Source organism: Nocardiopsis sp. iso_186 (assembly GCF_056173365.1).
Map to the genome: position 1 here is coordinate 4,192,118 of NZ_CM149670.1, position 19,175 is coordinate 4,211,292.

Consider the following 19,175-nt stretch of genomic DNA (forward strand, 5'->3'; position numbering starts at 1 on the left):
CGCCCGACCCTCAGCGGTTCCCCTGAGGCGAGCAATCTTGCGGACGCCCCCTTAACGGGGAGGCTCCGCTCGGCTCCCTCCCGCGCGCGCTGCCACGTCGGCGAGGTACGCGCCTGCGCCGACGGGGTCGAGGAACCAGGTGGCGAACCGGCTGGGGTCGTCGAAGTCCGCGGCGAAACGGTCCGCGATCTCCTGGTGCCGCCCGGCAGCGGCCAGGATCTCCAGGACGTGCGGGGGTCGTGGCGCCAGGAGCGCGTTGGTCCACGCCGTCACGTGGCGGGCCTTGTCCCAGTAGGAGTCGAAGGCCGCCTGCATGAACGCCTCGTCGAACGGCTCGTCACCGTGCTCGACGATGGCCAGGTGATAGGCGGCGGCGCATTTGGCCGCGGAGTTGGCGCCCTGGCCGGTGACGGGGTCGTTGGCCACGACGATGTCGGCCATCCCCAGGACGATCCTGCCGCCGGGCAGTCGACCGACGGGTTTGCGCACGACAGGTGTGAGACGGCCGGCGAGAACAGCGCCGGGGTCGGTGAGTTCGACGGCGGCGCAGCGCTCGTACTCCCAGGGGACGTGGCTGCGGACGAGTTCCAGGGCCCGGCGCAGGTGCTCGTAGGGGTCGTCCAGTCCGTCGAAGACGTCGAGCGGACCGCCGGGGACGCCTTCGAGGAAAAGGATGTCGCAGGGACCGTCGAGAGTGAGGGCGGGGAAGGTGAACAGTTCGCCCACACCCGGGATGATGTTGAAGTGCAGCGTCTGGTTCCGGGCATGCTCGGCGCGGGGGGTCATCCCGTTGACATAGGCGGCCGAGAGCGCCCGTTGCGGCACCGTGTAGGGCGAGTGCCTGGCGTCGCGGTCGAACAACTGGGCGATCTCACCCTTGCCCGCGCCCACCACGACCAGGTCGAAGAGGACGGCGAAGCGCTCCAGGTCCGACACGGTCGCACCCGCGATGGTGAGGTGGCCGCCCTTGGCCTCGAACTCCTCCGTCCAGGCGGCCATCTTGATCCGCTGGTCAACCGACTGGGCGAAGGCCGTGGTCCGGCCGGCCCAGTCGATGACGCGGTCGTTGCCGGGACCTGCCACCGAGATGCCGAGGTGCTCGATCTTGGGGGCCCGGTCCTCCCAATGGTTGAGTTCCAGGTCGCGTTCGTGCTGGAGGGCGGTGTCGAACATGCACTGGGTGGACAACACACGCCCCCCTCGGATCTCGTCGGGAGTGCGCGCGGTGACCAGGGTGACGTCGTAGTCGTCGTCGAGGAGGCCGAGGGCGAGTTGGAGGCCGGATTGACCACCGCCCACGATCAGGATTTTTCGCATGGGCCTGCTTTCCGCGTGCTCGTGGGAAGGACGCAACCCGCATCGGGTGTGGGCCTATCCTGCCCCGTCGGCCGCACCGCGGAGCGGTTTCGGCGACCTCTTCTCGCGGCGTGCCCTCGGCGCTCCTCGCAGGGGCTCGGTTCAGTGCACGAGTTGTCGATTGTTCCGGGCCTCGACCGCCATCGCGTGCTTGACGAGGGTGACCAGTGTGGACAGCACCGACTCGCGATCACGGGCGTCCGTGCTGACGATGGGGATGTCGGGGGCCAGGGCGAGCGCATCGCGCAGTTCGTCGACGGTGTAGACGTGGTCCGCGTCGAAGGAGTTGACCGCGATGAGGAAAGGCAGGCGGTACTGCCGCTCGAAGTACTCGATGGCCTGGAAGGAGTCCTCCAGACGGCGGGTGTCCACCAGGATGACCGCGCCCAGCGCTCCGCGCACCAGGTCGTCCCACATGAACCAGAACCGCTGCTGGCCAGGGGTTCCGAACAGGTAGAGGACGAGATCGGCGTCGAGCGAGATACGCCCGAAGTCCATGGCGACGGTGGTACTCGTCTTGTCCGGGGTCTTGGTGAGGTCGTCGATTCCGGCGCTGGCAGAGGTGACCGCGGCCTCGGTGCGGACCGGGGGAATCTCCGACACCGCGCCCACGAACGTCGTCTTACCGACGCCGAAGCCGCCGGCAACGATGATCTTGGTGGTGAGTTTCGGGGAGTCGTTCACTATGTTCTTCAGTCCTCGAAGACGCTTCAGGGGCATGCGCGCAAGCGCCCCGCGTGGGGAGAAGCGATCCGGGTCGCGCCGGGTGCTCGAACACCGACATACCAACCCGAAGGCTTTCATCGAATGCTCCCGTAGGAGCCCGGCCCAAAAGATCGTTTTGGCGTGCTGAAGGTGAACTTAGCACCGCGGCGGCACTCTCCGTAGCATCCTCGGTGACCTTGCAGGTGTGGGGCACGGTCCCAGCGCCGCGCCCCAACCGTCGGCCCGAGGGCCCGTCAGCTCCTGGATCGGCGCCCCGCGAGGACTCCGACCAGCACTCCGGCAAGCGCGATGGCAGCACCCACCAGCGCGCCCTTGGCGAACTCGTCTCCCGTACCGGACCGCGCAGGCGCTGAGGTCCGGCCGGGAAACACACCCGGGACGGCCGGCACGGGGCGGTCGGCGGCGGTGGACTGCCCGTCGGGAATCGAGACGGCGGTCACCGCCTCCGGGACGGTTCGGCCGTTGAGTTCGCCGTCGATGGCGGCGAAGAACTCGCCCGCCATCTTCTTGGCGACTCCGGTCAGCACTCGCTGCCCGACCCCGCCGACCATACCGCCCACGACCGCGTCGGCGTCGTAGCTGAGTTCGGTGCGTCCGTCACCCAGGTTGACCAGGCGCACCGCCACGTCGGCCTTGACCGTTCCGGGGCCGCCGGCGCCTGAGGCACGCAGCACCAGGGACACCGGCTGTTCCAGGTCGGTGAGCTCCACGTCGCCCAGGAAAGTTCCCTTGATGGAGGCCACTCCGGCGGTGATCGTCCCCCGGTACCGGTCGGGGCCGGTCGTCTCCAACTGTTCGCAGCCGGGAATGGTCCGGGCAAGCACGGCCGGGTCGAGAATGGTGGCCCACACCTGCTCGGCGGGCGCGCTCAGGGTGGTGGTCCCCGTGACCTTCATGCGTTCAGCTCTCCTGTTCGTTGGTGGGTGCGGGGGCAGCGCGGCCGGGCAGTGGCGCGATCTCTCCCGAGGCGAAGCGGCGGCGCAGGTGGAACAGCTCCGACGGGGAGATGGGCATGCGTTGGATCGCGAAGCCTTCCGCGTCCTCGATCGCGGCGGCCAGCACCGCTGCGCCGGGGATCACGCCGGCCTCGCCCGCGCCTTTGATCCCCAGGGGATTCAGTGGACTGGGGGTCTCCAGGTGGTCGATCTCGATGGTCGGGACCTCAGTGGCGTAGGGCATGAGAAAGTCCATGAAGGAGGCGTTGAGCAACTGACCGCCGGGGTCGTAGGCCATTCGCTCGTACAGCGCACCGGCCACTCCCTGGGCCACTCCCCCGTGGACCTGCCCTTCGACGATGAGAGGGTTGATGAGCTTGCCGCAGTCGTGCACGACGCAGTACCGCAGGATCTTGATGTCGGCGGTCTCCGGGTCGGTCTCGACGATGACGGCGTGCATGCCGCTGGCGAAGGTGCAGCGCAGCGGAGAGTAGAAGTCGGTCCCTTCCAGCCCGGGCTCGTCGTCCTCGGCTACCGGGGGTTTGGCGAAGTCCGCGGCTCCGGTGAACTGGGTGGCGGCCTTGGACGCCTCGTCGAAGGCATAGCGCAACGGGTTGGACAGCACCGCCACGGTGCCCAGCTCGATACCCGATGCCGGACTCCCCTTGACCCGGATCCGGCCGTCCACGATCTCCAGGTCACCGGAATCGGCCTCCAGCGCGTCGGCGGCGATGCGCAACGCCTTCTCCCTGAGTCTGCGCGCGGCCAGTGCCACCGCGCTGCCGCTCATGATCGCGCCGCGGGAGGCGTAGGTACCCACCGAGTAGGCCATCCGTCGGGTGTCGCCGGTGGTCACCTCGATGTCGGACATGGGAACGCCCAGTTCGTCGGCGACGATCTGGGCCAGGACCGTCTGGTGCCCCTGCCCCTGGCTGGTCAGTCCGGTGGCGACCCGGACCTTGCCGTTGGTCTCGACCTGGACGTGGCCGCCCTCGTAGGGGCCGGGGCCGGTGCCCTCCACGTAGCAGGCGAGTCCGAGTCCGACCGTGCGCCCCTGGGCGCGGGCCTCCTCACGGTAGGCGGTGAAGTCGTCCCAGCCGACGAGGTCCTTGATCATGGCCAGAGAGGTCGGGTAGTCCCCGGAGTCGTAGATCAGCGGGCGACCGTCCTGAAACAGCAGCCCCTGGTCGTAGGGCATCTCGTCGGGCTGGATGAAGTTGACCGCGCGGACCTCGGCGCGGTCCATGCCCAAGTGCTGGGCGATGGCGTCCATGGTCCGCTCCATCGCGAACACGCCCTGGGGTCGCCCCGCCCCCCGATAAGGAGTGACGATGGCGGTGGTGGTGTACAGGCTGCGAAACTCCACCCGGTAGGCGCCCGGCTTGTAAGGGCCCAACAGTTGGGTCGAGGTGATGATGGGCACGATGACGCCGTATGGCAGGTAGGCGCCGTTGTCGTGGCTGATGTTGACGTCCAGGCCGAGCAACCGCCCGTCGTCGTCGAAGCCGACCGTCACGCGTTGGTGTTGGGCACGCTCGTGGGCGGCCGCCACGAAGTGCTCGCGCCGGTCCTCGGTCCACTTCACCTCGTGTCCCAGGGCGCGCGCCGCCCAGGGCACCATGACCTCTTCGGGCCAGGGGTGCATGATCTTGACGCCGAACCCGCCGCCGACATCGGGCACGACGACCTCGACCTGGCCGAGTTGAAGTTCGAGCTTGGCAGCGACCGCCGCGCGCACCCCCGAGGCGGTCTGGGTGGAGCTGTACAGCCGCAGCATCTGGTCGGGGCCGTCCCAACGCGCGTAGACGCCGCGCCCCTCCATGGGGGTGCAGGCCGAACGCTCGATGTCCAACTCGACGTCGAGGCGGTTGGGAGCGGCTGCGATGGCCGCGCGGGCGTCACCGACCTCCTGCACCAGGTGCGCGGCCACGTTGTCGCCCATACCGGCGTGCACGACGCGCTCGGCCAGCAGTGCCTGCTCGATCCCGACCACCGGATCGAGGATTTCGTAGTCCACGGCGATGCGCTCCACGACGTCCTCGGCGATGTAGCGGTCGCGGGCCACCACCATGGCCACCGGCTCGCCGACGTGGTGGACGTACTCCTTGGCAAGGGCGTGGGCGGTACGCCCGTCCAGGATCGAGGGGTGCGGAATGAGCAGCGGCAGCGGCTCGGCCATGGGGCCGGTGAGGTCGTCGTGGGTGTAGACGGCGACAAGGCCGTCCACCTCCAGGGCCGCCATGACGTCGATGTCGCGGACGCGGGCATGGGCGTGCGGGCTGCGCACGAACGCCGCCGCGTAGGCACCGGCGCCGAGGTCGTCCAGGTAACCGCCCTTTCCGGTGATCAGGCGCTGGTCCTCGGTGCGCTGGACCGGAAGGCCGAACATCTTGGTGGTCATCAGCGGTCTCCTGGGGTGCGCGCGTCCTCGGGTGCGGCCTGCTCGGGAACCGGCGTACCGTCGGCGCGCCGGAGTTCGGCGGCGCGCAGGACCGCCCGCACGATGTTCTGGTAGCCGGTGCAGCGGCACAGGTTGCCGCCGATGGCCTCGCGGGCCTGCTCTTCGGTGGGGTCGGGGTTGTCGTCGAGGTAGGCGGCGGCGACGTTGAGGAAGCCGGGCGTGCAGAACCCGCACTGGAGCCCGTGGCACTCGCGGAAGGCGCGCTGCACCGGGTGCAGGGTTCCGTCTGCGGCGGCCAGCCCCTCGACGGTGGTGATCTCGTGGGCCTGGGCGGTGACCGCGAACATCAGGCAGGACCGCATCGGGCGACCGTCGATGCGGACCGTACAGGCACCGCAGACGCCGTGTTCGCAACCCACGTGGGTCCCGGTGAGTCCGAGGTCGTGGCGCAGGCAGTCGGAGAGCAGGCGTCGGGCGGGAACGGTGGCGGTGTGCACCGCCCCGTTGACCCGCAACCGGATCTCGTGCAGTTCCTCGCTCATGTGGGGGCTCCTTCCCGGGCGCTCTCGGCCGGATCGAGGCTGGTGCGGATCGCGGCCTGGGCGGCCTCGCGCAGTGCCCGCGCGGTGAGGACCTCGGCCAGGTGCGCGCGGTATTCGGCGGTGGCGTGGATGTCCTCCTCCGGTTCCAGGCGTCCGCGGGTCATCCGACCGGCTGCGGCGAAGTCGGCGGTACCGGGAGGACGTCCGGCCAGGGGCTCGGTGAGGTCGAGCACGAGCGGGACCGGGGCGACCGAGAGGTAGGCGGCACGGGCCGCACATACCCGCAGGTCCTGGTCGAGGGTGACCAGGGCCGCCACACCGCACATCGCGTAGTCGCCGTGCCTGCGGGCCAGTTCGGCGAACGCCGTTCCGCTGCCCGCGGGCGGACGGGGGAAGTGCGCCGAGACCAGCAGTTCACCGGTGCGCAGACTGCTCTCCATGGGACCGACGAAGAAGTCGGCGACGTCGATGGTGCGCTCCCCGTCGGTACTGGCCGCGACCACGCTTCCCCCCAGCAGGGCCAGTGCCGCCGTCATCTCGGCGGAGGGGTCGGCGTGGGCGAGGCTGCCCACGGTCGTGCCGCGGTTGCGGATGACCGGGTGCGCGACGAGGCGCAGCCCCTGACCCAGCAGGGGGACGGCCGCGGCCGCGGCCGGGTCGGCTTCGACTCTGGAATGCCTGGCGAGGGCACCCACCCGTACCCCGGTGGCGTCGGTGTCCACGCGGTCCAGTTCGGTGATCCCGTTGATGTCCACGAGGTGGGCCGGCGCCGCGAGGCGCATGTTCAGCAGCGGGATCAGGCTCTGGCCACCGGCGAGGACCTTGCCGTCGGAGCCGGTCTCGGCGAGCAGGGACAGGGCATGGGGCAGGGATGCTGGAGCGTGGTACGAGAACGGCGGTGGCTTCACGGGTCCCCTTGGTTGTCGAGACGAAGCGCCCGCGGGCCCGGCGCGCGTTGCCGGGCCCGCGTCGCCTCAGGTTCTGGTGCTGTCCTCCGGCGTGTCGTAGGAGGGTGTGTCGTAGGCGCTCATCGGGAGCGGCTTGGGTTTGAGCTCGGCCGGGGCCAGGGCGTTCAACAGGTGGTAGCCCACGAGGGTGATGATCGTGCCCAGGGCGATGCCGTTGATGACGAAGCTCTCGGTGAAGGCGAGTTCGACGTTGCCGATTCCGGCGACGAGTCCCGCCGCGATCGGGACCAGGACCAGGGGGTTTGCGAAGTTGACTCTGCTCTCCACCCAGATCTTGGCGCCGAGCAGGCCGATCATGCCGTAGAGCACCACGGTGATGCCGCCGAGGACACCGGAGGGAGTGGCTGCCACGAGGGCGCCGAACTTGGGGCAGAAGCCGAAGAGGATCGCGACGATGGCCGCCACGTAGTAGGCGGCCGTGGAGTAGACGCGGGTCGCCGCCATGACGCCGATGTTCTCGGCGTAGGTGGTCGTGGGCGAGCCGCCGAGGGAACTGGACAGTGCGGTGGCGACGCCGTCCGCCAGGATGGCGCGGCCCATGTAGGGGTCGAGGTCCTCCTTGGTCATCTCCTGGACGGCCTTGACGTGGCCGGCGTTCTCCGCGATGAGGGCGATGACGGCGGGCAGGGCGACCAGGATGGCGGAGGTCTGGAACTCGGGGGCGTGCAGGGCCGGCAGGCCGATCCAGGAGGCGTCGGCGACGCCCGAGAGGTTGACGCGCATGGCGCTGGCGAAGGTCCCGTCGTCCTGGACGACCTGGTGCATACCGAAGACGAGGTCGAAGACCCACGACATCAGGAAGCCGAACACCAGGCCCAGCAGGATGGTGATGCGTCCGAGGAAGCCCTTGAGCAGGACCGTGGCCAGGACCACGAAGGCCATGGTCAACAGGCCGATCCACTGGTTGACGGGCCAGTAGACGGTGGCCACGACAGGGGCGAGGTTGAACCCGATGAGCATGACGACCGCGCCGGTCACCGGCGGGGGGAACGCCTTGAGGACGACGACCGGGCCGAGCAGGTGGATGGCGAGCCCGCAGAGCGCCAGCACCACCCCGGCGACCAGGATCGCCCCGGTGAGGACAGCCGGGTTCTCCCCGTTGGGAGAGATGATGACGGCCGCGCCCACGAAGGCGGCGCTGGTGCCCAGATAGCTGGGGACCCGGCCCTTGACGATCAACAGGAAGAGAATGGTGCAGAAACCCGACATCATGATGGCCAGGTTCGGGTCCAGGCCCATGATGATCGGGAAGACGAACGTCGCGCCGAACATGGCGACGACGTGCTGGGCTCCGAGCCCTGTTGTACGTCCCCAGGACAGCCGTTCCTGGGGCTTGACGACCTCTCCCGGGGGTGGGGCGCTGCCGTCCCCGTAGAGCTTCCAGCCCAAGCCGAGCTTCATACCCGCCTCCAAAATGACGCTTCTGGCGCGACTGGGCACCCCCCGGTGGACCCGATCCGCAGTCCCCGCGAACCAGCCGGACGTGATCTGGTTCACTAATTGGAGCAACACTAGGGACCTGCGGAAACCCGCTTCACTAGCGACAACTGCTGAATACCCTCTACCCAGTTGTGCAGTGCTGCCCAACACGGCCGCGGACCTGTCGGAGGGAGCCGTCGCGGTTTGCCACGTACCGCAGTTGCGTGTCCGGTCCTCGCGAACACGCAGGGTCCAGTTCGGCACGACTCAATGTCCAAATTGTCGCGCCCCAATTTCCCACGCGTTACCTGGCAGCGGATAACGATGTGACTTCACCACACGTCGGGCTTCCCACCTGTGGTTTCAGCGATTGTGCACAGAAGGAGCCCCCATCTTTCGGCAATCACCGCGGGTCGGGCTGCGCTGGCGACGGAGCGGGCCGGGTGCCCCCGCCCTGCGCTAGGTCAGCCCACGCATCTGGATCACCCGCAGGGCCACCATCAGGTTGAGCCTCAAGTGGGGGTCGGTGGTGAAGGGGCCGAGCATGCGTTCGAGCTTGCCGATCCGGTACCGCAGGGTGTTGTAGTGAAAGTGCAGCAGGCGGGCGGTCTCGGCCACGTTGAGGTTGTTGTCCAGCAGCACTTCCAGGGTGGTGCGCAGATCGTCCACCTCGGCGTCGCCACGCACCGCCAGGCCGCCCAGTGTCTCCGTCATGAACGCCTGGAGCTCGGCCCCGTCCGGCACCAGGCTGATCAGCCGGTAGACGCCGAGGTCGTCGAAGTCTGCGACGGCCCCTACCCCGTACATCTGGCGGCCCACCCGCGCGGCCTGGCGGGCCTGCTCATAGGCCGCGGGAATCTGCTCGGGTTTGTGCACGATGCGGCTGACCCCGGTGGCGAAGGAGCGCCGGCCACCACCACCGTCACCCGAGACCTGACCGACCATGGTGCGGACCAGCCGGCCGGGCCCTGGTGCACCGACGGAGTCGTCGGCCCCCATGACCACCACGACCTCCTGGCTGTACCCGGCGACGGCCGCCCGGGGATCGCGTTCGCGCACCACCATCGTCCAGGCACTGGCGAACCGTTCGTGAGCGGGACGCAGATCACCGGCGGCGGGCACCCTGGTGTCGGACTCGGCGTCCATCTCGGCGACCACCACGACGAGGGGCCGGTCCACGTCCCATCCCAGCGTCGCGCAGTGACGGACCGCGTGCTCGGGGTCGCCCGCACGGCCCGCGAGCAGGTCGCGCAGGAAGTCGCCCTGGTACTTGCCCTCGACCGCGGCCACCGCGAGATCCCTGGTGATGACGAGCGCGGCGGTGGCGGCAGCACGTTCCAGAACGTGCACGTCGGTGGGATCGATGGAGCGCTCGTGGGTGATGAGGACGATGCGTCCGTGGTCGAGGTTCCCGGCGAGGACCGGGACCTGGACCACCCGGGCGTTGTCGTCGTCGAGGGCGCGGATGCCGTGCTTGCAACGCTCCACCTGGAAACGGCCGCTGGTGAGCTCGAAGTAGCGGGGGTCGGCAAGCGTCTCCTCCGACAGCCCCGACCTCGCGAGGACTCGTCCGTCCGGCGTGGTCACCATGACCCCGCCGTCCAGGAGAGCGGGCAGCTCGTTGGTGATCGCCGCCAGCCCACCGCCGGCGAGAACAACATTGACCAGTACCCGGTGGACCTCCTCGGCACGGGCGAGCGTTGCCGCCTGACGGTTGAGGATGTCGGTGAGCAGCTGGTTGAGGACGTCGTCGAAGGCGACTCCGTCCGGGAGACGCAGGAGCGGCAGACCGACCTCGTCGGCAGCGCGCAGCATCTCCGGGGGAAGCTCGTCCACATAGCGGCCGAGCTTGACGGCGAGTGCCGCCAGCCCCCGTGCGGCGAGCTCGCGCACGAGAGTGGCCAGTTGGTGCGGATCGTTGCGCAGCGGGTAGCCGGTGGTCAACAGGAGCTCGTCGGGTTTGACCCACGGCAGGATGTCGGGAACCTCCATGACGTTGAGGCGTCGGATGGCCCGATCCATCCCGCCCGTACCGGCGACGACCCGTGTCCCGGCCAGACTGGACAACTCCAGTGCCTCGGCGACGCTCAACCCGCGCGCCAACGTACTGGAGGCGTGCACACGGTCCGAGCTAGTCAGATTATGTCCAGTGCCGTCGTGATCGTTGGCAACGTTTTCCATGTGGAGACGATAGCGGCTCGCATAGCGTCATCACCCAGGTCAGGTCCGCCGGATGCGGGAAGGGGAGACGCAGTGGCCGATTATTGGCCAGAGCAGGACGTGGCGCAGTACTCCCCCCGGACGCAGACCTGTGCTTGGGCCACGCACCGAGGAGCGAGGTCCCCCCGGCGGACCGGGACTTTTCCCGCGGCCAACCGGGCCGGGGCCGCGGCGTCGGGTCTTTACGACATTATGAGCGGCCCGTTCCGGCCTGCGCGGGTACTGGGAGCATTCCGCTCGGCGGTCTACCTTGAACTGGAGGACTCCCCGAGGCCGGCCGTGGTGGCGGTACTGGCACACGACGCCGTTCGGTTGCCCAACGGGGTGGTCCTCGCCGAACCTCAGAGCGTCTGGCCGTTCGCCGACGTGGCCCCGGCCACGTCGGCTCGCATCGGTCGATGCTCCGTGGTTCTCGACAGCCCCACCGGCTCACTCACCGTCCAAGTGGGCCGGTGGTGGCGACCGTCGCGTCCCCGTCCGCCTGCCGCTCCACCCGGACCCGCCGCCGCTGCACTGGCCGCGCTGGGAAAAAACCTGGCCGACACCACCGGCGGGCTCTCTTCCGGTCTGCTGGCGCTTCTCGCGCCGGCTCTGGACGACCCCGCTGCGGCTCGGCGGGCCGCCCACGCACTGGTCGGCCTGGGCCCCGGTCTCACCCCGAGCGGCGACGACGCCGTATGCGGATTCGTCCTCGCCGTACGTCACCTGGGCAACCGTTCCACCCCACTGACCACTGCCGCGCTCCGGCGTGCCCGCACCGCGACCACGTCGCTGTCGGCGACCCTGCTGGAGTACGCCGCGCGCGGTGAAGCCTGTCCGCAGGCGGTCGCCCTGATCGACGCGGTCGCAGGACACGCACCGGTGGGCCCCGCGCTGACGGCGCTGCGCACGGTCGGCCATACCTCCGGAACCGACCTCGCCCTGGGCGTCCTCGCCGGAGCCGGGGCACTGACTTCTCCATCCCCACCAGCAGACAGGGAGCGTCCGTGACGAGCAAAACGGCGGCCAGCGCCACTACGGTGCAGATCCGCAAAGGCGCCTACCGGGACTCGGTCGCGTTGATGAGCGTGAGCAGGACCGTCGCCGGCTTCGAGGGGGTGACCGCGGCGCTGGTGGCCATGGCCACCGAACTGAACCTGGAACTGTTGGCCCAGATGGACGCCGAAGTTCCTTCCGGTACCGGCCCCAACGACCTCGTCATCGCGGTGCGTGCCGACGACGAGGCGACCCGCTCGGCTGCCCTGGAGCTGGCCGATACCGAACTTGCGGCCATGGGCCGAAGCGGTACCGGCAGCACCGGCGGCGATGACGCGGCCCCGCCCCGGTCGATGCGCAGCGCCGTCGAGCGAGCGGCGGGCAACGGAACTCCCCCCGCGCTGGCCCTGGTGTCGGTGCCGGGCCGTTACGCCGCAGCCGAGGCGTTCGAGGCGTTGGAGACCGGGTTGGACGTGCTGATCTTCAGCGACAACGTCCCCGTTGCGCACGAGATCGCGCTGAAGGAGCGGGCCGCTGAACTGGGGCGCCTGGTGATGGGGCCCGACTGCGGCACGGCAGTGGTCGGCGGGGCCGGACTGGGGTTCGCCAACACCGTTCGTCCCGGGCCCGTCGGAATCGTTGCGGCCTCGGGGACCGGCGCCCAGCAGTTGATGTGCCTGCTGGACGCTGCCGGAGTAGGCGTCGGACACTGCCTGGGCGTGGGCGGGCGGGACCTGTCCGCGGCGGTGGGCGGTCGCTCCACCCTCCAGGCGTTGCAGCTGCTCGACGCCGACGAGGCAACCGAGCGGATCGTCGTGGTCTCCAAACCGCCCGCGCCGGAGGTCGCAGCGGCGGTGCGGGCCGCGTCCGCGGCCCTGGACACCCCGGTCCATCTTGTGCTGCTGGGAACCGGCGACGACATCAGCGCTGCCGCGGCCGAGGTGGTCACGGCATTCGGCGCCCCCGCCCCGACCTGGCCGTCCTGGTTCCCTGCCGGGGCGGTCACGCCTCGTGCCGGGGCACTGCGCGGCCTGTTCTGCGGGGGAACGCTCGCCGACGAGGCGATGCTGGTGGCGGCTCGCGCGCTGGGCCCGATCGCCTCCAACATCCCGCTGCGGCCCGGGGAGGACGCGTGGACCCTGCCGGCCGACCTGCGCCACGACGGCCACCTGGTGATCGACTTCGGCGACGACACCCTCACCGCCGGACGTCCGCACCCGATGATCGACCCGTCGGTGCGGGAGGAACGGCTGCGTGCGGAGCTCGCCGATCCCGCCACCGGTGTCGTACTGCTGGATCTGGTTCTGGGGCACGGTGCGCACCCCGACCCCGCGGCCGGGGTGGCGGCGGCCGTCCGGGATTCAGGCGGCACGGTACCGGTGGTGGTGACGCTGTGCGGCAGCAGTGGCGATCCGCAGGGCCTGGAGCGCCAGGCGACCGTGCTGACCGACGCAGGCGCCGAGGTGTACCTGTCCAATGCCGCGGCGGCCCGCCGGGCACTGGAGCTGCTGGAGTGACCGCGGCCGGCGCGGGCCCCTCCCCCCGAGGAACACCCCGCACCGGAACGGCCCCGGCGTGTACTCGACCGGCGTCGGCCGTTCCGACCGCACAGCCCGTACCCGTGGACAACCGCCGCGCACCGCGATGAAAGGCCCATTCATGTCCGGAGAATCCACCCTGCTCGCCACCGACCCTTCTGTCGTCTCGGTCGGCGCCGGGCTGTTCACCGACGCACTGACCGCCCAGGCCGTACCTGTCACCCCCGTGGAGTTCGCGCCCCCGATGGGCGATGGTGCTCTCGACGAGGCGCTGGTACGCGTGCTGGCCGACCCACGGCGGGCCCAGGCCAACGCCACCGCCGTGGAACGGGTCCTCGCCGTGCGTCCGCAACTGGTGGACGTGCGACCGGCCGGGGAGGCACTGGGGATGGCACCCGGCACCTTCTACCACGCGGGCCCCCCGATCACCTGGGAACGTGCCTCCGGGCCACTGCGCGGTGCGCTGATGGGCGCGATGGTCTTCGAAGGCGTGGCGTCCACTCCCGAGGAAGCCCAGCAGGTGTTGGCATCGGGGGCCGTCACCCTCGACTCCTGCCACCACCATGCGGCGGTGGGGCCGATGGCGGGCGTGATCAGCCCGTCCATGTGGGTGTTCGAACTCGTTGACGAGGCCAGCGGGCGCCGCGCCTTCTGCTCCCTCAACGAGGGGCTGGGGAAGGTTCTGCGCTACGGAGCCTATGGCTCCGAGGTGATCGAGCGGCTGCGCTGGATGTCGGCGGTCCTGGGACCGCTGTTGCGCGACGCGGTGCGTGCGGCAGGGGCCATCGACATCGGCGCGATCATCGCCCAGATGCTGCAGATGGGCGACGAGGGGCACAACCGCAACCGTTCGGGAACACTGATGCTGCTGCGTGAGCTGCTGCCCGCGCTCATCACCTCCGGGGCACCGGCCACCGACCTGGCCGAGGCGGTCCGTTTCGTCGGCGGCAACGACCACTTCTTCCTCAACCTCGTGATGCCGGCGGGCAAACTCATGATGGACGCAGGACGCGACGTCCCCGGCTCCACCCTGGTCGTGGCCATGGCACGCAACGGGACCGACTTCGGCATCCAGGTCTCGGGCACCGGTGACACCTGGTTCACCGGCCCCGCACAGACCCCCGAGGGGTTGTTCCTGGGTGCATACGGCCCCGATGACGCCAACCCCGACATCGGGGACTCCGCCATCACCGAGACCTGCGGCATCGGCGGCATGGCGATGGCAACGGCTCCGGCGATCGTCCGCTTCGTCGGCGGTGACGTGGCGTTCGCGCTGGCCACCTCGCGCAGCATGTACGAGATCACGCTCGCCGAGAACCCGGCCTTCCAACTGCCGGTCCTCGACTTCCGTGGCGCACCCACCGGGATCGACGTCGCACGGGTGGTGCGGACCGGCATACTGCCCCAGATCAACACCGGAATGGCCGGGAAGGTCGCGGGCACCGGCCAGGTGGGTGCGGGTCTGGTCAACCCGCCGCAGGAGTGCTTCGCCCAGGCGCTCCTGGCACTGGCCGAGGCCGCTCCGAAACTCCCGGAGGGCTGACCCGCGACCCACGGGAGACAACGGTTACCGGTCGGCGGTGGACGGGGTCCGCGCAGCGCCCTCCCGACGCCGACCGGCCATTCGTCCTCGCGGCACTCATCCTCTGGAGTCGGTGGACCTCTGAGTCGTCGGCCGCGCGACCGTGGCCGGGCAGCCCGTTCCACGGGTGCCCTGGACGGCCGTACCGCAACCGGGGTAGCGGCTTGTTGGAGCGCGCCCGCCGCCAGGGCCTACGATTGGACCGCACGCTTCACTTCGAGGTCCTTGGCAAGGAGCCGACCCAACCCATGTCCGATCAGCGCATCGTTCGTCCAACACCCATCAGCGGCTTCCCGGAGTGGTCGCCTCAGATCCGGTCGGTGGAGCAGCGCTGGCTGGACCATATCCGCGCCGGCTTCGAACGCTACGGGTTCTCCTCGGTGGAGACCCCGTCCGTCGAGGCACTCGACGTGCTGATGTCGAAGGGAGAGACCTCCCAGGAGGTCTACACCCTGAACAGGCTCCAGGCCGACGAACGCGACGACAGTGATGCGCGGCTGGGGCTGCACTTCGATCTCACGGTCCCTTTCGCGCGGTACGTGGCCCAGCACTTCAACGACCTGGTGTTCCCGTTCAAGCGCTACCAGATGCAGCGTGTCTGGCGCGGCGAGCGCCCTCAGGAAGGCCGGTTCCGCGAGTTCACCCAGTGCGACATCGACGTGATCAACATCGACCGTGTGCCGATGCACTTCGACGCCGAACTGCCGCGCATCGTGCACGAGGTGCTCACCGGCCTGGAGCTGCCCGCCTGGACGCTGAGCATCAACAACCGCAAGGTGTTGCAAGGGTTCTACGAGGGACTGGGCATCGGCGACCCGCTCGCGGTGATCCGCGCCGTGGACAAGCTGCACAAGATCGGCGCCGATGGTGTCCGGGCGATCCTGGTCGATCAGGCGGGACTCACCCCGGAGCAGGCGGGCGCCTGCCTGGACCTCGCGCTCATCCGCGGCTCCGACGCATCGGTGGTGGCGGAGGTCGCCAAACTGGGCGTGTCCTCCGAGCTGCTGTCGGAGGGCCTGGAAGAGCTGGGATACGTCCTGGACGCGCTGAGCGACCTCCCCGAGGGCAGTGTGGTGGCGGATCTGTCCATCGCGCGCGGCCTGGACTACTACACCGGCACCGTCTACGAGGCGGCCTTCGACGATGATCCCGGTTACGGCAGTATCTGCGCCGGTGGACGATACGAGAACCTGGCCGGCCAGTTCATCCGGCGCAGCCTGCCCGGAGTGGGCATCTCCATCGGGTTGACCCGGATCTTCGCCAAGCTGGTCGCGGAGGGACGCATCGGCGAGGGGCGTTTCTGCCCGACCGACGTCCTGGTCGCGGTCCCCAGCGACGAGCGACGCGGGGCTGCGTTGACCACGGCGGCGCTACTGCGCGGACGCGGTTTCAACGTCGAGGTCTACCACCAGGCCGCCAAGATCGGCAAACAGGTCCAGTACGCATCGCGCAAGGGAATCCCGTTCGTATGGTTCCCGCCTTTCGAGGACGGACGTCCGCACGAGGTGAAGAACCTGGGTACCGGCGAGCAGGCTGAGGCCGACCCAACCGTCTGGACACGCTGACCCTGCCCGGGGGAGTACGGAACCGTCCCGGCTCTCCCGGTTTTCCTCTGTCGGTGTCTCTCGGTCGCACAACCGCTACCGTGCCATCAGTGCGCCCGATATAGGACATTGAGCAGACATCAACCGACTTAACGTGTAAAAATTCAGCACGGGCTCATCTTCGCGCCGGGCTGTCGAACCGGTGCGGCACAGCCACACCGCCGACTCAGCAGTTCGGAATAGACGAGGCGATGACACCTCAACGCCAGCTCTCCCTTTCTTTCGACGCGCCTTTCATCGGCCGGGAGCAGGATGTCGCCGACATCGGTCGTCTACTGAGCGACACGAAGATCGTCACTCTCACCGGAGCCGGTGGGATCGGCAAGACCCGACTGGCCGTTCAGGTCGCCCAGCAGGAGGCGGAGGCCTTCTCCCACGGAACCGCGTTCGTGGACCTCAGCGCGGCCCTCACCGAGACACACGCCCTTCGCTGCATCGCCCATACGCTGAACATCACCGAGACCAGGGAGCGCACGCTCTCCGAGGCCCTTCCGCTCGCACTGCGCGACCGCCGTCTGCTGCTGGTGCTGGACACTTGCGAACGGGTGGTGGCTCCCCTGGCAAAACTGTGCCGCCTGCTGTTGAGCACCTGCCCGCACCTGCGCATCCTGACCACCAGCCGGGAGCCCCTTCGCATCCCGGGTGAGACCATCTGGCGGGTCGAGCCGCTGTCGGTCCCCGATCCCGAGGCGCCGGCGCGTACGCTGCCCAGCACTCCGTGGCCGTTCATCCGTGCCCCGCGTCCGACGATGGCGGTCGAGGAGGCCATGCGCTTCGAAGCGACCCGGCTATTCTCGGTGCGCGCCCGCAGGGCTCGACCGAATTTCGAGGTGAGTGCGCACAACGTTGACACCGTCGTAGCGATCTGCCGGATCTTGGACGGCGTACCACTGGCAATCGAACTGGCCGCTGCACGGGTGCGCGTCTTGACGGTCGAACAGATCCTGGAACGGCTGGACGACCGCTTCCGGCTTCTCAGCTCCGCCGATGAACAGCTCCCCGCACGGCAGCGCACCATTCGTTCGGTGGTCGAGTGGAGCCACGCGCTGTTGACCGATGCCGAGCAAGTGCTGTTGCGCAGACTCTCCGTCTTCGCCAGCTGGCAACTGGACGCGGCCGAGGGCCTCTTCTCCAATGGCGAGTGGCCCGCCGACGAGGTACTGGAGCTGCACGGTTCGCTACTGGACAAGTCATTGATCGTCGTGGACAGGGAGGTCAACGACGTCGTCCGATACCGGATGTTGGACACGATCCGCGTCTATGCAGCGGAGCGGCTGCGGGCCAGCGGCGAGGAAGAGTCCTACCACCTGCGGGTACTGGACTACATGAACGATTGGTTCACCGAAGCGGCGGCGCGGATGAACACGGGTGCCCCGTGGGAGGAACGCCTGCGCCTGCTACGCCGGATCGGTGCGGGCCGGGAGAACATGCGTTCGGTGCTGTTGTGGGCCCTGGAGCACGACAAGATCGACCAGGCACTGAATATCTGCATTGCCCTGCGCAGCTACTGGTTCGTGCGCAATCTGTGCGCCGAGGGCTCCGCTCTGGTGGGTGCCCTGTTGAAAGCCGCCGGGGACAGCGTCCCGCCGGGACTGCGCGCACGTGCCCTGGTGCTGTACGGCGAATTGTCGCTGGATCTGGACTACGCCGACAGCGCGGGGCACAGTAGCGAGGAAGGCGTGCGGCTGGCCGGTGAGGTGGGCGACGAGGCCGTACGGGGACTGGGCCTTGCCTCGTTGGCCGTTGTGTCGCTGCGCCGGGGAGAGCCCGAACGTGGTGCCGCCCAGGCCGCGGAGTGCCTGGAGATCGGTCGGCGGCTCGGCGACCGGTCCCTGGAGATGACGGCGATGGGGGCCAGCGCGCTGCTGGCGAACGCCGTCGGAGACCGGGAGGCCGCAAAACGGTGGCTCACGGGGGCGCTGCGAATCGCTCGGGAGACCGGCGACGAGTGGACCGCGGGACGGTGCAACAGCGGGTTGGGGCTGTTGGCCGTCCACCAAGGAGACCATCCGACCGCCGAGAAGCACTTGGACAGAGCGCTTGCCCTGTTCACGGACCTGGGGTCCGCCTTGGACATCGCCCGTTGCCTTGGCGGGCTGGGCCGCCTGGCCGCGGCGCGCGGCAATCCCCGCCAGGCGTGGCTGCACCTCGCCGAGGGGGTACGGATGAGCGTGGAGTCGGGGCGACGGCTGGCAGTGGCCCGTGCACTGGAGAATCTGGCGTGGCTCGCGGTGACCGAAACGCTGCCCCAGCGGGCCGCGCTGCTGGGCGGCCAGGCCGAGGCGTTGCGTCTTGGCCTCGGCCGGGAACCGCGTGCGACCGCGCAGCTGCGAGAAAGCGCGGAGAAGAGTCTGGGGGCGAACGCCGCCTCCGCGGAGTGGTCGCGGGGACGCGAGCTGGAACTGGAGAAGGTACTGGCCGAAGTGCTCCCACTGCCCGGCGCGACCGAGGCGAAAGGCGCGCTGACCCGGCGGGAATGGCAGGTCGCACGGCTGGCCGGCGCTGGGCTGTCCAACCGTGCGATCGGCGACGACCTGGTCATCAGCCAGGCGACCGCGGCCCGCCACGTCGCCAACATCTTCAACAAGTTGCGCATTTCCTCGCGTGCCGAGCTGGGGGCTTGGCTGGCCCTCAGCGAAACGCCGTCCGAGCCGGGGTGAGGCCACTGGAAAACCCATCGACAAGAATGCGAATTTCAGTCGCTTTTCTGAGAGCGAGCGGACCGCTCCCAGGATTTCGGGCCGACATCGTTAGCAGCCAAAACTGTCGTTCCGGTTGCACACTCCCGGAACAGCTACTAAGACAGGTCTCAAGGAATTCCGGCCCCGTTCTCCATTTCGCCCGTTTTCCGTCCGCATCGCGCGTTCCCGAGCAGGGGTCGCGTGCCCCGACCGCCCGATCGCGCGGAG

The 19,175-nt window shown here is 69.2% G+C and carries 13 protein-coding genes; 5 read left to right on the forward strand and 8 right to left on the reverse strand.

The genetic code is table 11. The annotated features are described in order from the left end of the window. Positions 1–51 precede the first annotated feature (51 nt). The 8 genes from AC0VYP_RS18435 to AC0VYP_RS18470 all read right to left on the reverse strand — a co-directional run bounded on the left by AC0VYP_RS18435 (position 52) and on the right by AC0VYP_RS18470 (position 10,468). Positions 52–1,317 carry a styrene monooxygenase/indole monooxygenase family protein gene (locus AC0VYP_RS18435; protein WP_285757320.1) on the reverse strand — a complete coding sequence of 422 codons (1,266 nt, stop codon included), beginning with the start codon at positions 1,315–1,317 and terminating at the stop codon, positions 52–54. Between the two features lie 141 nt (positions 1,318–1,458). Next, entirely contained in the window at positions 1,459–2,040 is a 582-nt protein-coding gene (locus tag AC0VYP_RS18440) for a GTP-binding protein (RefSeq protein WP_285757321.1), read from the reverse strand. 275 nt (positions 2,041–2,315) lie between these two features. Next, entirely contained in the window at positions 2,316–2,978 is a 663-nt protein-coding gene (locus AC0VYP_RS18445; protein ID WP_475470921.1) for an SRPBCC family protein, read from the reverse strand. A 4-nt stretch (positions 2,979–2,982) separates the two neighbouring features. Continuing rightward, entirely contained in the window at positions 2,983–5,418 is a 2,436-nt protein-coding gene (gene cutA / locus AC0VYP_RS18450) for an aerobic carbon-monoxide dehydrogenase large subunit (protein WP_475470922.1), read from the reverse strand. Further along, positions 5,418–5,960, reverse strand: coding sequence for a (2Fe-2S)-binding protein (locus AC0VYP_RS18455; protein ID WP_475470924.1), 543 nt, complete (start codon positions 5,958–5,960; stop codon positions 5,418–5,420). The genes cutA and AC0VYP_RS18455 overlap by 1 nt, the downstream gene beginning before the upstream one ends. Further along, positions 5,957–6,868 (reverse strand): FAD binding domain-containing protein, encoded by a 912-nt coding sequence (locus tag AC0VYP_RS18460; protein WP_285757325.1) that lies wholly within the window; start codon positions 6,866–6,868, stop codon positions 5,957–5,959. The genes AC0VYP_RS18455 and AC0VYP_RS18460 overlap by 4 nt, the downstream gene beginning before the upstream one ends. A 66-nt stretch (positions 6,869–6,934) precedes the next feature. Then, positions 6,935–8,329, reverse strand: a complete 1,395-nt coding sequence (locus AC0VYP_RS18465) for a uracil-xanthine permease family protein (protein WP_475470927.1) — start codon at positions 8,327–8,329, stop codon at positions 6,935–6,937. 477 nt (positions 8,330–8,806) lie between these two features. After that, on the reverse strand, positions 8,807–10,468 hold the full coding sequence (locus AC0VYP_RS18470; RefSeq protein ID WP_475470929.1) for a PucR family transcriptional regulator: 1,662 nt from the start codon (positions 10,466–10,468) through the stop codon (positions 8,807–8,809). Positions 10,469–10,759: 291 nt separating this feature from the next. Between AC0VYP_RS18470 and AC0VYP_RS18475 the strand changes: the two genes are divergently transcribed. The 5 genes from AC0VYP_RS18475 to AC0VYP_RS18495 all read left to right on the forward strand — a co-directional run bounded on the left by AC0VYP_RS18475 (position 10,760) and on the right by AC0VYP_RS18495 (position 18,926). Beyond that, complete coding sequence (locus AC0VYP_RS18475) at positions 10,760–11,557, forward strand: oxamate carbamoyltransferase subunit AllH family protein (RefSeq protein WP_285757328.1); 798 nt, start codon at positions 10,760–10,762, stop codon at positions 11,555–11,557. After that, positions 11,554–13,059 (forward strand): FdrA family protein, encoded by a 1,506-nt coding sequence (locus AC0VYP_RS18480; RefSeq protein ID WP_285757329.1) that lies wholly within the window; start codon positions 11,554–11,556, stop codon positions 13,057–13,059. Before AC0VYP_RS18475 ends, AC0VYP_RS18480 begins: the two co-directional genes overlap by 4 nt. Positions 13,060–13,201: 142 nt before the next feature. Then, a complete protein-coding gene (locus AC0VYP_RS18485) occupies positions 13,202–14,623 on the forward strand; it encodes a YlbE family protein (protein WP_475470931.1) in 1,422 nt (473 codons plus the stop codon). Between the two features lie 287 nt (positions 14,624–14,910). Beyond that, positions 14,911–16,227: a histidine--tRNA ligase gene (gene hisS / locus AC0VYP_RS18490; protein ID WP_285757331.1), complete on the forward strand. Its 1,317-nt coding sequence runs from the start codon at positions 14,911–14,913 to the stop codon at positions 16,225–16,227. A gap of 230 nt (positions 16,228–16,457) precedes the next feature. Continuing rightward, positions 16,458–18,926, forward strand: a complete 2,469-nt coding sequence (locus AC0VYP_RS18495) for an ATP-binding protein (protein WP_475470934.1) — start codon at positions 16,458–16,460, stop codon at positions 18,924–18,926. Positions 18,927–19,175: the final 249 nt, after the last annotated feature.